The organism is Trinickia dabaoshanensis, from assembly GCF_002879885.1.
Taxonomy (GTDB): Bacteria; Pseudomonadota; Gammaproteobacteria; order Burkholderiales; family Burkholderiaceae; genus Trinickia; species Trinickia dabaoshanensis.
Window position 1 is genome coordinate 1 of the sequence record NZ_PNYA01000044.1, and the last position, 20,270, is coordinate 20,270.

Genomic DNA, 20,270 nt, shown 5'->3' on the forward strand with positions numbered 1-20,270 from the left:
ATGGAACCGCTCGGCTATATCCCGCCCGCTGAAGCTGAGGCAAACTACTACCGGCAACTCTGCAACCCAGTTGCAATGCCGGCATCAACTTAAACCAACCAGCCTCCACGATTCCCGGGGCGGTTCACTTTGATCGGTGACGTACAGCGACGTTACATTGAATTTTTCATTGCCGCCCGCGACCGCATTTCGGCCTCTGAAGACAACGTTGCTGCAGAGGTATTAGTCGCTCTCAACAACGAACAGATCCCGTATCCGTATCGTTATCTCAGAGTCGATGTGCTCTCCAAAAACTCGGATGACGCGATCAAGCCATTCGAGTTGACGCTTGACCCAGACCCAAATTTCGAGGCGACCGAATTCAAGTTTGGTGAGGTCCAGGTCGCGCTTTATCCGTTCAGCTGGAACAGGGCACAAATCGTTTTCGAAAAGGCGATCGCCGATCAGCAGCAGTTGGATCGATTTATTACTCGGTGGCTCGACGTTGAAGAAACAGAAGCTCATGCTTATAAAAATCTTAGCGGGGCGGCTCATTCCTTCACCCCTGTCGAATCGAATGGCGAGTGGTGGTACCTGACAGTTGACTTCGGCACGGCGCCGGCGGAAGCAATGATCGAGCTTATCGAAATTCTGGCGTCTCTCGGCATGACGCGGATTACCGTAAAGGCTGGATGATGATCGTCAACGATGTACGCAGCGCTGTCGACTGACCGCTCTTGGCCGATTTCGGAAATCCGAAGCTCACCGATGGTCGGGCGTCGCCGAGTTAGCCGTCAACTTCAGCTTCCCGTAAAGCGGCCGTTGGGCTTCAGTGCGAAGAAGATGGCCGCCGAGGGGCTATTGGGATAACGTTGGCACCTGTCCAGCGACTGACGTCTGCTGAACTGCCCGACGTGAAACGTTTGCCGATCACCATCGATACGCTGAGAGCCCCCCCCGCGGCCTCACGGCCGTTCAGCGCGCTTGATTTCAAGAACGATCAGTCCTAATATCAACTCACCATGAGACGTCCATCCGCCCCCGACGCTGCTCCCCCGCCTTCACCCGAGCGCGGACGGCCGCGAGAATTCGATATCGACGAAGTGACGCGGGTCGCGAGTCGCATCTTTTGGGAACAGGGCTATCACGCGACGTCTATCGAGAAGCTGTGCCAGTCCACGGGGCTTTTTCGCGCCAGTCTCTATAGTGCGTTCGGCGACAAACATGGCCTACTGATCGCCGCTTTCGACCAATATGCGGAGGGCGCGATAGCGCGTCTGAAAGAAAGACTGAATTCGCCAGGGTCGCCACGTGAGGCACTGCGGCAGGCGCTACTGCACTACACGAGGGTCGCCGCGAAGTTATCGGAACGGCACGGATGCTTCATTACCAATGCCGCGATCGAGTTGTTGCCGGCGGACGAGACGCTGCGGTCGCACATTGAGGCGACGCTGCATCGGATCGCTACTCACCTGGCCGCTGCGGTAGTTCGAGGTCAGCGGGCGCGGGAATTCAACGCAACGCTCGATGAACAGGCAGTTAGTACGTTTCTGCTGTGCGTCATCCAGGGCTTGCGCGTGCTCGGCAAGATCAATGTCCGCGAGGAGGACCTGGTCTCTGTCGTCGATTTGACGATGCGGGCACTAGTCTAAAAATTTTTTCCCTATTTCTGGAACGATCAGTCATGAATAAAGCGATCGATTTTCCGACTGCTCCTGTCGGGCAGATAGCCGGGGCTGCTACTGCAGCGGCCTCGCCGAACCATGGTGCGTACGGCCGGGGCGTACTGTTTTGCGTGATAGCGACTGTACTGATGGGAATCATGTTTCCCGTGATGACGGATGCGCTCACACATATCGATCCATTCACCTTTACTTCGCTGCGCTACCTCATCGCTGGCTCGGCATTCCTCGTGCTGCTATTGATCAAGGAAGGGCCACGCGCGTTGCGTTCGAATGATGAATCGATCGTGCTGGCCTGGCTGCTGGGTTCGATCGGCTTTTGCGGATTCGGCTCTTTCGTGTTTCTCGGGCAACAACTCGCCGGCCCGGACGGCGCGCTCACTGCGTCGATCATGATGGCCACGCAGCCGATGTTGGGACTGCTTCTCAACTCGCTCGTCCAAAGAAGCAGGCCACCGGTGTTCTCCCTGCTGTTCATCTTAATGTCGTTCGCGGGAGTCTCTCTGGTCGTCACCAAGGGTGACGTCACGGCTGCCTTGCATGAGCCACAGCACTATTCGGCTAACGCGCTTATCGTCGTCGGCGCGTTATGCTGGGTGATCTACACGTTCGGTGCGTCGCGTTTCAAGAACTGGTCTGCGCTGAAGTACACGACGATGACGACCTGGCTCGGGCTCACCACGATCATCGCAGTCAATGCGCTGCTTTGCTCATTGCACGTGATACCCGTGCCAACCGCATCGGAATTGCGGGCAGTCGCGCCTCATCTGCTCTATATGGGCCCGGTCGCTGGGTTTGCCGCGATCCTGCTCTGGAACATGGGCAACCGGATTCTTACTCCACTCAACGGCGTATTGTTCATGGACGTCCTGCCTATGACGACGTTCGTCGTATCGTCACTGACGGGAATTGTGCCGGCGCGCGCGCAGATCGCCGGAGCGTGCATGACCGGCGCAGCACTGATCTTCAACAACATCTACTTGCGACGGCGGCTTCAGCGAACCGAGCGCCTGCCACGCGGTGCATGACACCAGCCTTACCTCGTCCATGCCTACCGATGACGAGCCGAAGCGCCGCCGGCTTTGGCACCCGCCAGAATCCGCCGCATCTGCGCCAGATGCTCGTCCGCAAGCGTGCAGTCTTGTACCTCACGCGCCGGTCGAGGCGATGCCGGCGGCCAGATGCCCAGATAGCGGCACAGCGCAGATACGAAGACGGCCCGCCCCGAGTGCGCCAAGTGCCGCGCAGCCTCGGTCACGCGCACTTTCCCAGCATGGGCCATGAGCCACGCTAGTGCGTACCGGTCTTCGTCGTTCGCGATTCGGATCAGTCGTTCCATACAGGACCTTGCACTGTATAAAAACACATGTACATATATACACGATCCGAACCGGAATTGGCAAGTGGTGCCTGCCCACGCTACATCGCCGCGCTCACCCCCGCCGCGCGATGACCCGATGCACGCGCTTGCCGGAGGATTCGTTGACGGTCTCCGCATCGACCAAGAATTGCAGATCGCCAAGGCCCTCCCTAACTCGCGAAGCATCGAACCCCGCGTACAGTCGGCCGGAGCCATCGCGCTTGGAGGCCGAATCGGTCACTCGCCAGCTCAGATACAACGTCCCTCCCGGCCTCAAAATCTCCGCGAGACGCGCACACGCTCGTGTCACCTCTTCCGGCGGCAAATGCATGATGACCGTTTCGCACAGCACGTTGTCATAGGCTTCTTTGCCGATCGAATCGAGCGCCGGAAGCGTGTCGCACTTGAAAACCAACGAAGGATAAGCCGCCTCGGCCTGTGCGAGCAGCCCAACGGCCGCGTCATAGCCCACCGTCGGAAAACCGTGCGCGTTCAACCAAGCAACGTCGCGGCCGGCGCCGCAACCGATATCGGCGGTCTTGCCACCCGGCGTGAAGTAACGCTCCAGTAACGCGTACATGTCGGTAGGCGGGGGCTGCTCGCGCCACTCGGCCGCAAACCGACTCGCGGCTGTCGAATAGGCTTCGATAGTCTGTTCGTCCATCGGATAGGCCTCGGATCAAATAATGACGATAGCGGTGTAGTTTAGGCGCACGCCGCTTAGCGCGGAAGGCATGTGGTTATCCCGGTATGGTTCGTGACAGGCTCCGAAGGAATCGACCTATGGACCCATCGACCTCACCATTCCTTTGCCGACGATTGCCTCGGCCACGTGCGTCGTTATAATCATGGCGAATAAAGAAAGACACAAAAATAATCATACCGAGGGCGATGATGAATCAGCTCGAACAAATGGCGTCGATGGCGATCTTCGCAAAGATCGTCGAGACCATGAGTTACACGGAGGCGGCACGGGTCATAGGGGTGTCGAAGTCGGCCGTCAGCAAGGAGTTGGCTCGGCTGGAGGCCACGCTCGGCGTCACGTTGCTCAAGCGCACCACGCGCAAGGTGGAAATCACCGACGTGGGGCGAACGTACTACGAGTACTGCGCGCGCATGCTCACTGAAATGCGCAGCGCCGATGCGTTCATGGAGAAATATCACGCCGATCCCGTGGGAAATCTGAGGGTGGCGGCGCCGGTCACATTCGGCAACGTCATGCTAATGCCGGCGCTGAATCGATTCGCCACGAAATACGTGAACGTGCAGGTCGAGCTCGATTTAACCGATCGGCAAATCGACCTCGAAAGCCAAAACCTGGATGTCGCGATCTCGATCAATCGCTGCAAGCCCGAGGACACCCGCGGCAAAGTCCTCATGGAGATCGACTGGGGATTGTTCGCGGCGCCGGCCTATCTGGCGCGCCACCCCGCAATCACCGATCCGGAACAACTCTCGCGTCACGGCTTCATGCTGTTTCGCGGCTCCGCTCACACGAGCGTGGTCGCCATGCAAAAGCACAAGCGCGAAGTCGAAGTGCGCGCGCGCTGTGTCATGCGCTCGAACAATAGCCGCGCGCTGCTCAGTTCGGCGCTCGACGGTCTCGGTGTGGCCTACCTGCCGCGCTATGTCGCCCACGAAGCCGTCGCGGGCGGCACGCTAACGCCGATCTTTCCCGATTGGACCTTCGAAAAACGCTTCGCCTTCCTGATGTGGCGCGACGATCCGTTCGTCGCCCCGCGCGTGCTCTCCTTGATTCAATTTCTGACCGATCACTTCGACAATCCAAATACCTAGCAGGCTGTCGAAGCATCCCCCTCGTGGCGAGGCGGCAGCTTTCCAAAGCGCCGTTACGCTGCTTCGGCTCATGTCGTTTTGATGCTGGACTTCCGGAATTCGGGCTGATTCGACGTCACTGCCTCGTCAACTTTCACCCCTACGCCGCGCTCGCCGCGAGCGTTCGGAGCGGTTGACCGTGATTGGTTTAGATCGTATCCTATGTACGATATGGAACGTTCGATGCGATATGTACACCGGCTCGCTACTCAGCTATCTTTAGGCGGGCAACCGCGCCGGTTAGATCTCTTTTTCAATCGAAGCCGCGTGTGCAGCACAAGAATGCTTAGGGCATTCGGAAAATTTCACTCGTAAGCTGATCATAAAAGGTGGAAATTGAAGGTTCGAAATTTTTTAGCTTCGAGTTGTTTGATGGTTGCCGGAGCAATGCTCTTGGGAGGGTGTGCTGTCGGCACGGACACGCCTAGGCACGCATTCGACTTCGACGCGCAAGATGACAGTCCCGGTGTCGAGGTGCTGAACTACCAGTACGGCACCTCGCGCTTACCGGGTGTTCGCCCATCGGCGGACGCACTGGAACATAACGACGTGCCGCAGCAAACTGACGTCTACGGAGCGATGCGCCGCGGAGACTTTCTATATGTGAAATGGCGTGTTCAAGCGACGGGAAAGCTGTATGAGGATCGAGTGGACCTACGCAGCCGCTTGCCTCGCAATCTCGATGACTACCGTATCCATTTCGCGATCGATGGCAGTCAGTTATACGTGTATCTCATTTCACCTGAGAAAGTGACGGGCCTTTGCCCCGATGATCCAGGGCTGGCATATAAACGTACGCCTCGTCAAAAACGCATATTTATCATGTACTGTTCTAGAAAGATAAAGCAAATTTATCCAGATTAACAAAAGAACGTAACGGTGTTGCGGGGTAGACCATGAGCGTGATAGAGACCTTAAAGTCCGACGGTGTTGAGCGTGCGCGGCAACAGGGAGAAGCAATCGCGAGCAGCGCTAAGCAGATCTCCCATTCGGATGGGTTCGTGTATCTTGCGGCATTTGATGGGACCAACAACGATAAGAACGATGTAAAGCTATCGGGGAACCCACAAGACACAAATGTGGCCCAGTTATTCGATCAAGTCGACAAAGCGTCGAAAGGTACTGAGAACTTGAGGGCGGGTTACTATCCCGGTCCCGGAAGCGATGGTTCACGCACCGCGTCTACATGGTTCGGCCCGGAAGTCACAGCCCAGGTAGTCGATACTGCTCGGCACGCCTATGAGCAGTTTTGCAGCAAGGCGAGCGAATGGCTTGAAACGCATCCCGGCGGTTCCGTCACCGCCATGATGACGAGCTTCAGCCGTGGTGGCGCTTCCGCCGCGATCTTCTCCCAACTGCTATGGGAACACGGCCTGGTCGATCCGAACAGCGGCAAGACCTTGATTCCCCCCGGCGAAATCGGCGTCACGGCCGGCGTTATCTATGACCCGGTCGACACGGGCGTCAGCGGCAATCTCGCCTTCGCGCCGAACGTGCGCAACATCACAGTCGTACGTTCGCTCGACGAGCGCCGCTCGGAATTTAGAGGCGCGGATTACACGGGTCAGCCCGGCGTGACGGTCTTGCCGTTTAGCGGCAACCATTGCGATGTCGGTGGAGGTTACGACAACGGCTTAGGCGCCCTATCTCTAGAGGCAGGGACGGCATTTTTCCGCAATTCGGGGCTATCTATCGCGGACGTCGCCGAAAGCCGCAAATTCAATCCGACGCAGCCGGTAGTCATTCACACGGAAGGTGTCGACGACTACGGACACACACAGTGGACTGAGGATGCCAAGTTCGGCTTCGGCGTTCCACGCTTGAACGAGAGGGTGGTGACCGCGGCTATGCTCCGGGAGAAAAGCGCCGACGGCGAAACGACGCACTTCACGGATTTTAACGGGACGCAGGTTACTTTGATCGCTCGCCCGGACGGTGGCTATGCTGAGCACATGACCACGCGCGACGGCCATACGATAGACGCGTCGGGCGACAACCGAGCGCCGCAGCAGCCCGACTCATCCCCAACTGTCGGTGGATTCGACATTTACGGCATGGACCGTAAGGGCAATATCCATCCGTCGCTGATCGATGGAGTGAAGGGCGCCAACGAAGCGTACGTCAAGCAGTGGTGCGATGAAAGAGGCTACCGCGAGCCGCAGGCCCGATCGCTCAAGAACACGGGATGAGACAGGTACGCCGCGAACTCTCGCGGCGATTCCGCTTCAGCGGCGCATTTCGGTCTACTGTTTTCTTATCACTGCGTATGGATCGCCTGCGCTATACACGTCCCACCATTGCCCTCGTTACACTGGGGGCTCTCAGGCGCGCCCACTTTCCAGCCGCCGCCAAGCGCCTTGGCCAGGAAGACCAACGTCGCCAACTGGCGGCCATGAATGGCCACCTCTTGTTCGCGGCTCGTCTGCAACTGCTGCTGCGCGCTGATCACGTCGATGAACGCGGTCATGCCCCCCGCGTAGCGCTCATGCGACATATCGACGAGGCGGCGCGCATCGTCGACGGCCGCATGGGCCTGCCGCGCTGCCGCGTCGAGCACGGATAGGCCGGTGACGCCGTCCTGAACCTGCTGCATCGCAGCGAGCACGGTCTGTCGATAATGCGCCTGTGCCTCGGCATAGCCAGCCCGAGCAAAATCCACTCGCGCCCGGCGTTTGCCCCCGTCGAACAGCATCGACTCCGCCGATACGCCTACCGACCACAGCAGCGCCGGCGCACCGAACATACTCGCGAAGCGCGTCGCTTCCCAGCCGATGCCGGGGTTCAACGTAAGGCTCGGGAAATACGCGGCGCGCGCCACGCCGATGCGCGCGTTCGCTGCGGCCATCGCACGCTCGGCCGAAGCGATATCGGGCCGGCGCTCGAGCAGCTCGCTCGGCTGGGCGAGCGTGACGGCGGGCGGCGAGGTATCCGTCAGCGGCACCACGCGCGGCGCGATCGAGAATGCCGGCGCCGCCGCGCCGACGAGCGCGGCAAGCACATGCTCGTATTGCGCACGTGTGGCGAAGAGCAATTGCGCCTGGGTCCGTGTCGCATCGAGTTGCGTCTGCTGCTGCAAAACATCGAGGCCCGATACCGCGCCTAGGTCATGGCGCGTGCGCACGTAATCGAGCGATTGCTGCTGCAAGGCGATGAGTTTGGCCAGCACGTCGCTTTGGGCATCGACGACACGTAGCGCAACGTACGTGGCCGCCACGTCGGCCGTGATCACGAGCCGGGCATTGGCCAGATCGTCGGCGGCCGCATCCGCCGAAGCGCTCGCCGCCTGAACTTCGCGGCGAATGCGCCCGAATAAGTCAAGCTCGTAACCCACGCTCGCCCGCAACACGATGTCGTTCTGCACGGTCGAGTAAGTCGGCACCCCGTAGTTGATCCGCGGACGCTCACCGGAAATCTTCTCGCGCGCCGCGCCCGCTTGCACGCCCAATTGAGGCGCCTGCGCCGAAGCGACTTCGGCAAGACTCGCGCGCGCGGCATCGTAATGCGCGCTCGCCGCTCGCAACGTTTGGTTCTCGGCAAGCGCGGCGGCTTCCAGGCTGTCGAGCTGTGCATCGCCGAAGCCGCGCCACCAGTCGAGCACGAGCGGCGCGTGCGCGGGAGCCGCCGCATGCCAGTATGCGTCGCCGGCGTCGATGCGCCACGCCGCCGGCATCTCGAGCTCCGGCCGTCGGTAGTCGGGCCCGGCCGCGCATCCGGCGAGCGCCGCCATCATCGAGAACCAAGCCCAGCGCATCCTCACGCGTGCCCCTTCGTCGTCACGGGCGCCGGCGTGGCGATGACTTTATCGCCGTCGGCCAACGAGTCGCCGGGGTTGACGATGACCCGATCCTTCGGCGTGAGCCCACTTTCGATCTCGAGCGATTGCCCCAGATCGCGCGCGATGACGACGGGCTGCAAATGAACGCGACCGTCCGCGCCGACCACCGCCACGCGCGGCCCCTCGGCGCGAAACAGCAATGCGTTACCGGGCACTTGAAGCCGAGCGTGGGCGATATCGTCGAACGCTACTTGCACATACGCCCCGGGCAGCAGCGCGCCATCGTGGTTGGGCAAGGTCACTTCGACCTGCATCGAGCGTGTCGTCACATCGATGGCTTGCGCCGTGTGCGTGACGGTGCCCGCGAACGAGCGGCCCGCAAGCTCGGCCTGCGTCACGACGACGTGCGCACCGGTTGCCATACCCTGTGCATAGGCCTGCGGCACATCGACATACACCCGCAGCGGATCCGTCTGTGCAAGCGTAAACAACGCACGACGCGTACCGCCGTTACCCGCGTCGACGAGATCGCCGACATCGACGTTACGCCGCGTAACGACGCCCGCGAACGGCGCGACGATGCGCTTGAACGACTCGAGTTCGCCGAGCCGCTTCACGTTCGCATCGGCCGCGGCAAAGCTCGCCGCCGCTTCGTCGTACGCGCTCGAGCGTTCGTCGAGTTCTTGTTGCGATACGGCGTCATGCGCGCGCAACTCGCGCCAGCGCGCAAGCGAACTCTTCGCCAATCCCAGCGTCACGTTCGCTTGGCGCTTTTGCGCCATGGCCTGAGCCAGCTCTTGATCGATTTCGGGCGTATCGAGTTCCGCCAAAAGCTGCCCCTCTCGCACACGCGTACCGATATCGACGTACCAGCGCTTCACGTAGCCGTTGGCGCGTGCATAGATCGGCGATTGCACTGCGCCGCGCAGCGTGCCCGGCAGCACGAGCGCGTCGCCGTGGTGCGGCACGGTCGGCTTGACGACGTACACATACTCGCGCTGATTGGCCGCCGCCGCGTCGGCCAGCGCATGCTTGCGCTCGATGCCGACAACGACCGTGCGAGCCGTCAACCCGACGATCGCCAAGGCGATGAGCATTGCCGCGACGCGCAGTCGCCGCCGTACCGTCTGCCTCGACGGCAACGGCACGGCGCCGCCCGCGGGCGGCATCCGCGATGCGTCGGGGGCAGCGTGCGGGCGCTGTGCGTTGAAGGATTCGAGGGAGTCGTCCATGTCGTTGCGTTTTAATTGGGTCGTCATAGCGCGTGCGCCGCACCCCGCTTGCGCGCGAGCCGCCCATGCAATACCGAGAATACGAGCGGCACGAACACGAGCGTCGACACCGTCGCGAACAGGAGGCCGCCGATAACGGCACGTCCCAGCGGCGCGTTTTGCTCGGCCGCATCGCCGACGCCCAGCGCCATCGGCAACATGCCGACGATCATCGCGGTGGCCGTCATCAAAACCGGCCGCATGCGAGTTGCTCCGGCTTCGAGAGCGGCGGCGAGCGGCGTCGCGCCGCTAGCGAGCCGCTCGCGCGCGAACGAAACCACGAGGATGCTGTTGGCCGTCGCAACACCGACGGTCATGATCCCGCCCGTCAACGCAGGCACCGACAAGCGCGTGCCCGTCAAAAACAGCATCCATGCGATACCGGCCAACGCCGCGGGCAGCGCGCTCACGATGATCAGCGGATCGAGCCATGACTGAAAGTTGACGACGATCAGCAGATAGACGAGCACGATCGCCACGGCGAGCCCGATATACAGGCCCGAGAACGACGATCGCATTGTCTCCACTTGGCCGCGCACGTCGATGTCCGATCCGCGCGCAAGGGTGGGCCGCGCCGTCGCGACGAGCTTGTCGATCTCGCGCGCAACGCTCCCGAGGTCGCGCCCTTGCACCGACACCAGTACATCGATGGCGGGCCGGATGTTGTAGTGCGACACCTCCGCCGGCAACGCGCGGCGTTCGACGCGGACAAGATTTCCGAGCAGTTGCGGCCGGCCGTTGCCGCCCGGCGCCATCACGGGGATACGCATGAGGCTGTCGAGCGATGCCGCGTCGTATTGGGGCATCTGCACGCTGAGCGGGTATTGCACGCCATTACGTTCGTTGAGCCAGAACGCAGGGGCCGTCTGCGAACTGCCGGACAGTGCGACGAGCAGGTTCTGTGCGACGTTTTGTGCGGTTAGATCCAACTGCTGCAAGCGGGAACGGTCCATCCGAAACACGAATGCCGGCTCGTCGACACGCTGCTGGATATGCACGTCCACGGTGCCCGGCAGCGTGCGCATCGCCTTCATGAGATGGCTCGCCACGGCGACGTTCGCACTCCGATTCGCGCCGACGACCTGCACGTCGATCGCCGCGGGCAGGCCGAAATTCAGAATCTGCGTAACGATATCGGCCGGCTGAAAGAAGAATTCGACACCAGGGAAGCGCTGCGGCAGCAGCGTACGCAGACGCTCCACGTAGCGTTGCGCGGGCGCGTGTCCGGGCGCGAGCGCGATCATCAGTTCGCCGTCGAACGTGCCGATCGTACCGGCATTGCTATACGACAAGTTGATGCCGCTGTAGGGTAGCCCGAGGTTGTCGAGGATCGGGCCACGCTCGCGTACCGGCACGACTTCGCGCACGACGTTCTCGACCTGATCGGCGAGGCGCGCGGTTTCCTCGATGCGCAGGCCCGTCGGCCCCCGCATGTGCAAGCGGATCGCACCCGAGTCCACCGACGGAAAAAAGTCGGTGCCGACGACGAACAGCAACGCCGTAGACAGCAGGCATCCGCCTAGAAACACGCCGCCAAAGCGGCCCGGTCGTTCGAGCGCCATCGTGAGCAGCACGACGTAATTGGCATGCAGACGGTTGAAGACGCGCTGAAAGCGCCGGTGCACGCGCGCAAACAGCGAGGTTCCCGTTTGCGCATCATCGGCGTGCATCGGCGGATGTTGCGTGAGCAATAGCGCGAGCGTCGGCACGAGCGTTCTCGATAGCAGATACGACGCGAGCATCGCGAACACGACCGCCTCGGCAAGCGGTACGAAGAGGTACCGTGCCACGCCCGTCAGAAAGAACATCGGCACGAACACGATACAAATCGACAGCGTCGAAACGAGTGCGGGCACCGCGATTTCACCGGCGCCGTCGAGAATCGACTCGCGCAGACTACTGCCCATATGCAAGTGGCGCTCGATGTTCTCGATCGTGACCGTCGCATCGTCCACGAGAATGCCCACCGCGAGTGCGAGTCCTCCCAGCGTCATGATGTTGATGCTTTCGCCGAGCGCCGACAAAGCGATCAACGAAGCCAAAATCGACAGCGGAATCGAGATCGCGATGATCAGCGTACTGCGCCAGTTGCCGAGAAAGAGCAGCACCATCGCTGCTGTCAGCGCCGCCGCAATCACCGCTTCGCGCGCCACGCCCTGCACCGCCGCCTTGACGAACACCGATTGATCGAACAGCGAAACGATCTTCAAATCGGGCGGCAGCGATTGGGCCACGTGCGGCAACAGCGCGTGAATGGCGTCGACGACCGACAGCGTCGACGCCTCGCCGCTTTTCATCACCGACATCAGCACGCCGCGCCGCCCGTCCTGCCGCACGACGTTGGTCTGCGGCGAAAAGCCGTCGCGCACGTGAGCGACTTCGCCCAAGTAGGTCGTCGCGCCGTCGACGGTGTGCACGGGAATATGATTCAACCCGTCGATCGTATCGGGCGAAGCATTCGTCATGACCGAATATTCGGTCGCCCCGATCTTCGCCGTCCCGCTCGGCAATATCAGGTTTTGCGCATTGACGGCATTGATCACATCGCTCGGCGTGAGGCCCTTCGTCAGCAACGCACGCGTATCGAGGTCCACCGAGATCACGCGCGGCTTGCCGCCGTATGCGAACGGCACGACGGTGCCCGGAATCGTCACGAGTTGCGGGCGCAGAAAATTGGTGGCCGCGTCGTTGAGCGCCTGTTCGGACATGACGGGACTCGAGATGCCCAGTTGCAACACCGGAATACTCGATGCCGAGTACGTGAGGATCAACGGGGGTGTCGCGCCGGGCGGCATGAAACGCAACTGCGCCTCCTCGGCCGATACGGCCTGCGCCATCGCCGTACGCACGTCGGTGTGCGGCTGCAAGAACAGCTTGATGATCGCGATGCCGGCCAGCGATTGCGACTCGCTATGCTGGATGTTGCTGACGAGCACGGTGAGATTGCGCTCGTTGACGGTCGTGATGCGGTTGGCCATCTCCTCGGCAGACAGCCCGTTGTACGTCCAGATCACGCTGATGACGGGGATGTCGATGGCGGGCAGCACGTCGACGGGCGTGCGGATGAGCGTCAGCGGCGTCGCGAGGACGATCGCGAGCGCCATGACGATAAAGGTATACGGCCGCGAGAGAGCGAGCCTGACGATCCACATTGCGTCTGTACGGTTATTGCGAAAACAGCAGGGCGAAGCGCTTGAGCACGGCGTCGCGGCTCGTGCCGCTACCGCCCGCTCGAGCTTGCGGCGAGGGCAGCAGCTTGATCGCATCGAGCCCCGGGCGAGCAGGCGCGACGTCGTTGCGCGCCGGGATGATGAACTCGTCGGCGACGTCTTGCTGGCCCTTGCGCGACAACACGAAGTCGACGAAGCGCTTCGCGTCGCGCACCTCTCGCGTGCCCTTCATGATCATCATCGGGCGCGCGGTCGCGATCGTGCCGGAGCGCGGGAAGATGACGTCGATCGGTGCGCCGTGCGCCTTGTCTTCGAGCGCCGTATGATCCGCCACCGCGAACAGGGCCGCTTTGCCGCCCTTGATCACGGCATCCATGGCCTGCGCGTTCGAACCCGAAGGCGTCAGGCCGTTCTCGCGCAGCGCGGCGAGCAGCGCCCAGATGTCGATATCGCGCTGGGCGTCGAGCGCGGCGATGAGGTCCAGCGACGAGCCCGACTGCGCGGGATCGACCGTGCCGATCCGATCGCGATAGGCCGGTGCGGCGAGGTCGCCCCAGTCTTCGGGCCGAGGCGTCCCGCTGTCGATCCGCCACACTAGCGCGAGTGTCGCCACGCCCTCGGCGACGAACTGCGGCGTTCGATAAGCACTGGAAATCTGCTCGTAGCCTGCGGGCCGATACGGCAGCAATTCGCCCCGCCGGCTCATCTCGAGCGCGGTATCCCATGAGCCGAGAATCACGACGTCGGCCGGCGTCGCGCCCTTGTCGGCTAAACGCGCGAGCACTTGGCCCGTGTCGCCTTGAAAGACGTTCACCTCGATGCCCGTTTCCGAGCGGAAATCCGCCGCGAGGCGGCGAATCAGCGGCGCGGGCCCGACGCTATAAACGGTCAACGCCGCGGCATCGGCCGCTGCCCCCGCACACACGAGCGCCACACAACATGCACTGAGAAGTCGCACAAAAGATCGTTTCATCGGTTTCGATCGAGCCGCTTTAGATCAAACGCTATCAAGCGTTGACGAGTGTTTGCAGATTGCCGAGACCGGTGAGCCGCGCGCGCCGATCGCGGCCGGCCGTGCGCCGCCGGCGTACCGCCTGCGCCAGTTGCTCGACCACGCGTTCGGTGTCGCCCCAGCCGATGCACGCATCGGTAATGCTCTGCCCATAGACGAGCTCACAGCCCGGACGCAGATCCTGGCGGCCATCGACGAGGTTGGACTCGATCATGACGCCCACGACGGCTTCGTTGCCCTCGGCCACGAGACGCGCCAAGTAATCGCAGACGAGCAGTTGATTCGCATGACGCTTACGGCTGTTGCCATGCGAGGCATCGATCACGACGCGCTCGGGCAGGCCACGTTGCGCGAGCGCGGCGCACGCTTGCGCAATGCTCTGCGCGTCGTAGTTCGGTTCCTTGCCGCCGCGCAACACGAGGTGACACGCCGGGTTGCCCGTCGTGCCGATCGTCGCCAGCGTGCCGTCCGGCGCGACCGAGAGGAATTGATGCGGGCGGCTCGCAGCCTTGAGTGCATCGGCCGCGATCGTCACGTTGCCGTCGGTGCCGTTCTTGAAGCCGATCGGGCAAGGCAGTCCCGACGCGATCTGCCGATGGATCTGCGACTCGGTCGTGCGCGCGCCGATGGCGCCCCACGCGATCAGATCGCTCAGAAAATGCGTGGCGGTCGGTTCGAGGAATTCGGTTGCAGCCGGTACGCCCAGCAGATTGATGTCGATGAGCAAGCGCCGCGCGAGCCGCAGGCCCAGCCGCACGTCGCTGCTGCCGTCGAGCAGCGGATCGTTGAGCAAGCCTTTCCATCCGTCGATCGTGCGAGGCTTCTCGAAGTAAGCGCGCATGACGATTTCGACGTCATCCGCGTACACGCGCCGTAGCGCGGCGATTTTCTCAGCATAGGCGAGCGCCGCCTCGACGTCGTGGATCGAACATGGCCCGACGACGAGCGCCAGGCGGTCGTCGTCGCGCGCGACGATGGCGCCGAGCGCGCGCCGCGCCTGCTCGACCGTATCGCCGGCCGCCGCTCCGGGCAGCACCGTGGCAAGCTCGGCAGGAGACGGCAGCGGCGCGACGTGCGCGATCCGTCCGCCGTGGTAGGCGCCGCTGCGCTGAAGATCTTCGCTCATGTCCTCGTTCCTCGACGATCGTTGGATTCGGCGCACCAGCGCCGGCGTCGCATCAAATTCGCGTCAAATGACTCCTATCGCGCCGAGCACGGAGCCCGCCGCGATGAGGTAGATCGGATTGAGCCGCCGCGTCATCGCAATGCCCGTCGCGACCGCCGTCAGCAGCAGCGTGCGCACCCAGCGCTCGTCCATATGCGAGGCGCCGACCGACAGCATCCAGCCCGTCGCCAGCACGAGCCCGACGGTCAGCGGCGCCAGCGATCGGCGTATCAGCTTGTGCCACTCCGTGCCGCTGTGACGCGCGCCGAGCGTCTCGACGGCGTAGGCGAGCAGCGACGTCGGCCCGCACATCGCGCCGATCGAGGCCAGTGCGCCGGGCAAGCTCGCCACCCAGAAACCGTACATCGCCACAATCTGCACGTTCGGCCCCGGCGCCGCCTGCGCAAGCGCGTTCAACGAGATGAAGTCCTGGTCGGTCATCAGACGCAGATCGTCGACGAGAAAACGATGCATCTCCGGCAACACCGCCCCCGCGCCGCCGAACGCAATCACCGAGATCAGAAAGAAATGCAGCGCCAGTACGCGCGTCAAATTTAAGTTCAGGTTCATGACGCCCCGCCTCCCAGCTTGCCGCCGTCGCCGCGGCGCGCCGTCCAGTTTGCGTGCCTGCGCATTGCGTATTCGATGACGATGGCCGTGGGCACGAGCACCAGCATCACGTGCACGAGCGGCAGATGCAGTACCGCAATCGCGCCGAACGTCAGCAACCCGAGCCCGATCGTGAGCACGCGGCGCGTCAATGCGCGCGCGAGGCGCAGCCCCGTCTCGATACTGAGGCCTGCCGCCACGGCCGCCATTCCCTTCAGCGCCCCATGCACCTCGGGCAGCTTGCCGTACCAGCGATAGAGCAGCGCGAGCACGATCAGGATCACGAACGGCGGGATCAATAGACCGGTGACGGCGGCCAAAGCGCCGCGCCAGCCGCATCGCCGCGCACCGAACATCACGGCCAGGTGCGTCCCGTTCGCGCCCGGCAGCACCTGAGCGAAGCCGAGCAATTCGGTGAATTCCTGGTCCGTCAACCACGCATTCGTATCGACGAGCGTGCGCCGCGCCCACGGCAAGATGCCGCCGAAGCCGCACAGGCCGATCGTCGCGAATGCGACGAACAGCGCGGCAGGCGAAACGGGCGCAGGCACGCGTTCGTGCGACGACGCGCGATGCTCGGCAAGCGTACTCATATCGGAGGCGGTGCTCTCGGCTCGCATCGCGTCCTCAGTAGCGGGCGTCGGCGGGCTTGCCGCCCTTCGGCCAATCGTTGACCTTGGGCGGATAGTCGGGACGCGGCTGCTGCGTCACGTAGGCCGCGACATCGACCGCTTCCTGATCCGTCAGCGTCCCGCCCTGGCCGAGCGGCATGTTGTTCTTGATGAACGCAGCTGCCGGGCTAAGCCGCGCCATGCTGGCGCCGATGTTGTACGACGCCTCGCCCCACAGCGGCGGAATCGAGAACGTGCCGCCGGAGCGCATGCCCTCGCCGTTCGCGCCGTGACACGATGCGCACCGCTGTGTATAGATGGCTTGACCATGCGCCCGATCGGGCGTCATCTTCGCGATGTTCGCGATCTTGCCCATGCCGCGGCCGGGCACGAAATCGCCGCCCGTCACGCCGCGCGAGAGAAACGCCATATAGGCGAGCAGACCGTTCATCTCGGGCGAATCGAAGGCGAGCGGCGTGCCGTTCTCGGAACGCACGAAGCAATTGTTGATCCGCTGCGACAGCGATTCGACGGTCGCGCTGCGCCCGCTGTACGACGGCATCACCCCCGTGATGCCGCCCCACGGCGACGCCTTCGCCTGCATCCCGCCGCCGATATGGCAACTCGCGCACGAGATGGCATTGCCCGACACATGGCCCGGCGCGTAGTGCGGCGTGTCGAACGTGATGTTGCGCCCGAGCACGATCGCATCGGTATCCGGCCCCGGCGGCAGCGCGGCGATGCGCGCATCGAGATCGTCGGCCCCGTAGGCCGCGCCGGCGGCCGCTGCCGACAGCATGGCGGCCAGCGCAAGCATCGACGCATGTTTTCGTTTTAGTTGCATGGCGAATCTCCTCGCGTGAATCTCTGTGTCACGGACGCGCATCGAGCGGCACGAAGGCCTGATTGTCGGGGCCGACGTAGTTCGCGCTCGGGCGGATGATCTTATTGTCGATGCGTTGCTCGATCACGTGCGCGCTCCAACCCGACGTGCGCGCGATCGCGAAAATAGGCGTGAACATCGCCGTGGGCACGCCCATCTGGTGATAAGCGATGGCCGAGAACCAATCCATGTTCGGGAACATCTTCTTCGAGTCGCGCATCACGTGCATGATGCGCTCCGCGATATCGAACATCTTGCGGTTTCCGGCGAGGTTCGATAGGCGCTCGGCGACCGAGCGAATCACCTGGTGGCGAGGATCGGCCACGGTGTACACGGGGTGGCCGAAGCCGATGATGACTTCCTTCTTCTCGATGCGGCGGCGGATGTCCTCTTCGGCTTCGTCGGGCGTCTCGTAGCGTTTCTGGATCTCGAACGCCACTTCGTTCGCGCAGCCGTGCTTCGGTCCGCGCAGCGCGCCGATCGCACCCGTGATCGCCGAATAGAAATCGGAACCGGTGCTCGCGATCACGCGTGCCGTGAACGTCGATGCGTTGAATTCATGCTCGGCATACAGGTTGAACGACGTATGCAGCGCGCGCACCCAAGCCTCCGGCGCCGGACGGCCGTGCAACAGATGCAGGAAGTGGCCGCTGATCGAGTCGTCGTCGGTTTCGACTTCGATGCGCCGGCCGTTCTGGCTGTAGTGATACCAATACAGCATCATCGAGCCGAGCGACGCCATCAGACGATCGGCGATATCGCGCGTACCCGAGATGCCGTGATCGTCCTTCTCCGGAAGGACGGTGCCGAGCACCGAGACGCCCGTGCGCAATACGTCGAGCGGGTGTGCGGCGGCCGGCGTCGCCTCGAGTGCCTCCTTCACGGCTGCGGGCAAGCCGCGCAGCGATTTGAGCTTGGCCTTGTACGCCACGAGTTCCACTTGATTCGGCAACTTGCCATGCACGAGCAAGTGCGCAATCTCCTCGAATTGGCACACGTCCGCAACATCGAGAATGTCGTAGCCGCGATAGTGCAAGTCGTTGCCCGCGCGGCCCACCGTGCACAGGCGCGAATCGCCGACCACTACGCCCGACAGCGCAACGGACTTCTTGGGCTTGAAGCCAACGGGCTCCGATGCAATCGCACGCTCATCCATCGTGGGTTCTCCTTGTGTGTTTTGATGCTGGCTTGATTACTGAGGGGAAACGGAAGGCTCGGCTACGTCTTCGCGCGGCCGGGCCGTGAGCCGCGCGCGCAGTTCGTGTTTTTGGATCTTGCCTGTCGATGTCTTGGGCAGCGGCTCGAAGCGAATCGCCTTCGGCATCTTGAAGCCGGCCAGCCGCGTACGGCAGTGCGCAATCAATTCGTCGGCGCTCACTCGCATGCCGGAACGCGTCTCGACGAATGCGCACGGTACCTCGCCCCACTTCTCGTCGGCCATCGCGACGACAGCCACCGCGCTCACCGCCGGGTGCTGATAAAGCGCGTTTTCGATGTCGATGCTGGAGATGTTTTCGCCGCCCGAAATGATGATGTCCTTGCTACGGTCCTTGATCTGCACGTAGCCGTCGGGCCATTGCACGGCCAAATCCCCGGTATGAAACCAGCCGTGGGCGAACGCTTTGTCGGTCGCCTCCCCGTTCGAGAGATAGCCCTTCATGCACAGGTTGCCGCGAAACATCAGTTCGCCGATCGTCGTGCCGTCGGCCGGCACGGGCTCGAGCGTCTCGGGATGCCGGACCGAGAGCCCCAGTTGCAATTGATAAGCCACGCCCTGCCGCGCGCGCTTGGCGGCGCGCTCCGCGGGATCGAGCGCGTCCCATTCGTCGCGCGGCACGCAGATGGCCGCGGGGCCGTAGGTCTCCGTGAGACCGTAGCCATGCGAGGGCACGATGCCTAGAGTCTCGAGCCGCTTGAACAAGGTCGGAGACGGTGCCGCGCCGGCCAGCAATGCATGCACGGAACGCGCGCCGCGCGCATGCCACTCGCCGAGCCGCGTGTCGATCTCGTCGGCGAGCAGCGTCTGCACGATCGGGGCGCCGCAATAGTGCGTGACACGTTCCGTGCACATGAGGTCGACGACGAGCGCGGCGTCGACGCGCCGCAGGCACACGTTCACCCCGGCGCGCGCGGCCAGCGCCCACGCGCAACTCCAGCCGTTGCAATGAAACAGCGGCAGGGTCCACAGATACACCGGGTGCATCGGCATATCCCAGTCGAGCACGATGCTCAGCGCACTGAGGGCCGCGCCGCGATGATGCAAAACGACGCCCTTCGGCTTGCCGGTCGTGCCCGACGTGTAGTTCAGCGCGATCGCGTCCCACTCGTCGAGCGGACGCAACCACGCAAAGTGCGGATCGCCGCCGGCGAGGAAGTCTTCGTAATTGGTCCAGCCGCGCATCCGATCGAGCGAGAAGGCGCCCGGCGCGACGGGATCGGTATCGACGATCACGCGCAAATGCGGACAGGCCGCTTCGAGTTCGAGCGCGCATGCCGCGAACTCGGCATCGACAAGCAGCACTTTCGCCGCGCAATGCTCGAGCATATAGACGAGCGATGCCGGATCGAGCCGGTAGTTCAACGCCGCCAATACCGCACCGGCCATCGGCACGCCGAAATGCGCTTCGACCATCGCCGGCGTGTTCGGCATCAACACGGCCACCACGTCGCCGCGTTCGATCCCAACCCGCATGAGCGCACTGGCGAGGCGCCGCGTGCGAGCGTAGGTGTCCCGCCAGTTGCGGCGCACGGGACCGTGCACGACGGCCAGCCTGTCGCCGTGCACCTGCGCCGCGCGCGCGATGTAATCGAGCGGCGTCAATGCGGCGAAATTGGCGTCACGGCGCGGCAAGTCGGCCTGGCGGTCGCTCATGAGGCTTCTCCGTGGATCGAACACAACGAAGCGGGTGGATGGCGG

The 20,270-nt window shown here is 63.0% G+C and carries 18 protein-coding genes; 6 read left to right on the forward strand and 12 right to left on the reverse strand.

The features are described from left to right. Positions 1-129 precede the first annotated feature (129 nt). The 3 genes from C0Z18_RS31145 to C0Z18_RS31155 all read left to right on the forward strand — a co-directional run bounded on the left by C0Z18_RS31145 (position 130) and on the right by C0Z18_RS31155 (position 2,689). The gene (locus C0Z18_RS31145; RefSeq protein ID WP_102649309.1) at positions 130-675 is read left to right on the forward strand and encodes a hypothetical protein; all 546 of its coding nucleotides are present in this window, start codon (positions 130-132) and stop codon (positions 673-675) included. 326 nt (positions 676-1,001) lie between these two features. Beyond that, positions 1,002-1,631 carry a TetR/AcrR family transcriptional regulator gene (locus tag C0Z18_RS31150; RefSeq protein WP_102649310.1) on the forward strand — a complete coding sequence of 210 codons (630 nt, stop codon included), beginning with the start codon at positions 1,002-1,004 and terminating at the stop codon, positions 1,629-1,631. Between the two features lie 32 nt (positions 1,632-1,663). After that, entirely contained in the window at positions 1,664-2,689 is a 1,026-nt protein-coding gene (locus C0Z18_RS31155) for a DMT family transporter (protein ID WP_102649311.1), read from the forward strand. A gap of 23 nt (positions 2,690-2,712) precedes the next feature. On the opposite strand, the gene C0Z18_RS31160 is transcribed toward C0Z18_RS31155, so the two are convergent. Together C0Z18_RS31160 and C0Z18_RS31165 are read right to left on the reverse strand one after the other, a co-directional pair. Then, positions 2,713-3,000, reverse strand: a complete 288-nt coding sequence (locus tag C0Z18_RS31160) for a hypothetical protein (RefSeq protein ID WP_102649312.1) — start codon at positions 2,998-3,000, stop codon at positions 2,713-2,715. 94 nt (positions 3,001-3,094) lie between these two features. Next, complete coding sequence (locus C0Z18_RS31165) at positions 3,095-3,685, reverse strand: class I SAM-dependent methyltransferase (protein ID WP_102649313.1); 591 nt, start codon at positions 3,683-3,685, stop codon at positions 3,095-3,097. 227 nt (positions 3,686-3,912) lie between these two features. Here C0Z18_RS31165 and C0Z18_RS31170 point away from each other — a divergent pair, with 227 nt between their 5' ends. The 3 genes from C0Z18_RS31170 (at position 3,913) to C0Z18_RS31180 (ending at position 7,046) form a co-directional block, all read left to right on the forward strand. Further along, positions 3,913-4,818 carry a LysR family transcriptional regulator gene (locus C0Z18_RS31170; RefSeq protein WP_233217567.1) on the forward strand — a complete coding sequence of 302 codons (906 nt, stop codon included), beginning with the start codon at positions 3,913-3,915 and terminating at the stop codon, positions 4,816-4,818. A 411-nt stretch (positions 4,819-5,229) separates the two neighbouring features. Continuing rightward, positions 5,230-5,721: a hypothetical protein gene (locus C0Z18_RS31175; protein WP_146014144.1), complete on the forward strand. Its 492-nt coding sequence runs from the start codon at positions 5,230-5,232 to the stop codon at positions 5,719-5,721. Between the two features lie 32 nt (positions 5,722-5,753). Beyond that, positions 5,754-7,046 carry a phospholipase effector Tle1 domain-containing protein gene (locus C0Z18_RS31180; protein WP_102649315.1) on the forward strand — a complete coding sequence of 431 codons (1,293 nt, stop codon included), beginning with the start codon at positions 5,754-5,756 and terminating at the stop codon, positions 7,044-7,046. A gap of 68 nt (positions 7,047-7,114) precedes the next feature. Here C0Z18_RS31180 and C0Z18_RS31185 read toward each other — a convergent pair whose 3' ends face one another. From C0Z18_RS31185 to C0Z18_RS31230, 10 genes are all read right to left on the reverse strand, one after another. Beyond that, entirely contained in the window at positions 7,115-8,608 is a 1,494-nt protein-coding gene (locus C0Z18_RS31185) for an efflux transporter outer membrane subunit (RefSeq protein ID WP_102649316.1), read from the reverse strand. Between the two features lie 2 nt (positions 8,609-8,610). Then, the gene (locus C0Z18_RS31190; RefSeq protein WP_102649349.1) at positions 8,611-9,801 is read right to left on the reverse strand and encodes an efflux RND transporter periplasmic adaptor subunit; all 1,191 of its coding nucleotides are present in this window, start codon (positions 9,799-9,801) and stop codon (positions 8,611-8,613) included. An 86-nt stretch (positions 9,802-9,887) separates the two neighbouring features. Then, on the reverse strand, positions 9,888-13,055 hold the full coding sequence (locus C0Z18_RS31195; RefSeq protein WP_102649317.1) for an efflux RND transporter permease subunit: 3,168 nt from the start codon (positions 13,053-13,055) through the stop codon (positions 9,888-9,890). A gap of 13 nt (positions 13,056-13,068) precedes the next feature. Beyond that, complete coding sequence (locus C0Z18_RS31200) at positions 13,069-14,046, reverse strand: extracellular solute-binding protein (protein ID WP_102649318.1); 978 nt, start codon at positions 14,044-14,046, stop codon at positions 13,069-13,071. Between the two features lie 34 nt (positions 14,047-14,080). Further along, the gene (locus C0Z18_RS31205) at positions 14,081-15,211 is read right to left on the reverse strand and encodes a 3-deoxy-7-phosphoheptulonate synthase (RefSeq protein WP_102649319.1); all 1,131 of its coding nucleotides are present in this window, start codon (positions 15,209-15,211) and stop codon (positions 14,081-14,083) included. Positions 15,212-15,274: 63 nt separating this feature from the next. Further along, entirely contained in the window at positions 15,275-15,820 is a 546-nt protein-coding gene (locus C0Z18_RS31210; protein ID WP_102649320.1) for a chromate transporter, read from the reverse strand. Then, complete coding sequence (locus C0Z18_RS31215) at positions 15,817-16,479, reverse strand: chromate transporter (protein WP_233217568.1); 663 nt, start codon at positions 16,477-16,479, stop codon at positions 15,817-15,819. Before C0Z18_RS31215 ends, C0Z18_RS31210 begins: the two co-directional genes overlap by 4 nt. A gap of 7 nt (positions 16,480-16,486) precedes the next feature. Then, entirely contained in the window at positions 16,487-17,314 is an 828-nt protein-coding gene (locus C0Z18_RS31220) for a c-type cytochrome (protein WP_102649322.1), read from the reverse strand. 28 nt (positions 17,315-17,342) lie between these two features. Continuing rightward, the gene (gene prpC, locus C0Z18_RS31225; RefSeq protein WP_102649323.1) at positions 17,343-18,509 is read right to left on the reverse strand and encodes a bifunctional 2-methylcitrate synthase/citrate synthase; all 1,167 of its coding nucleotides are present in this window, start codon (positions 18,507-18,509) and stop codon (positions 17,343-17,345) included. A gap of 36 nt (positions 18,510-18,545) precedes the next feature. Further along, complete coding sequence (locus tag C0Z18_RS31230) at positions 18,546-20,225, reverse strand: AMP-binding protein (RefSeq protein WP_102649324.1); 1,680 nt, start codon at positions 20,223-20,225, stop codon at positions 18,546-18,548. Positions 20,226-20,270 lie beyond the last annotated feature (45 nt).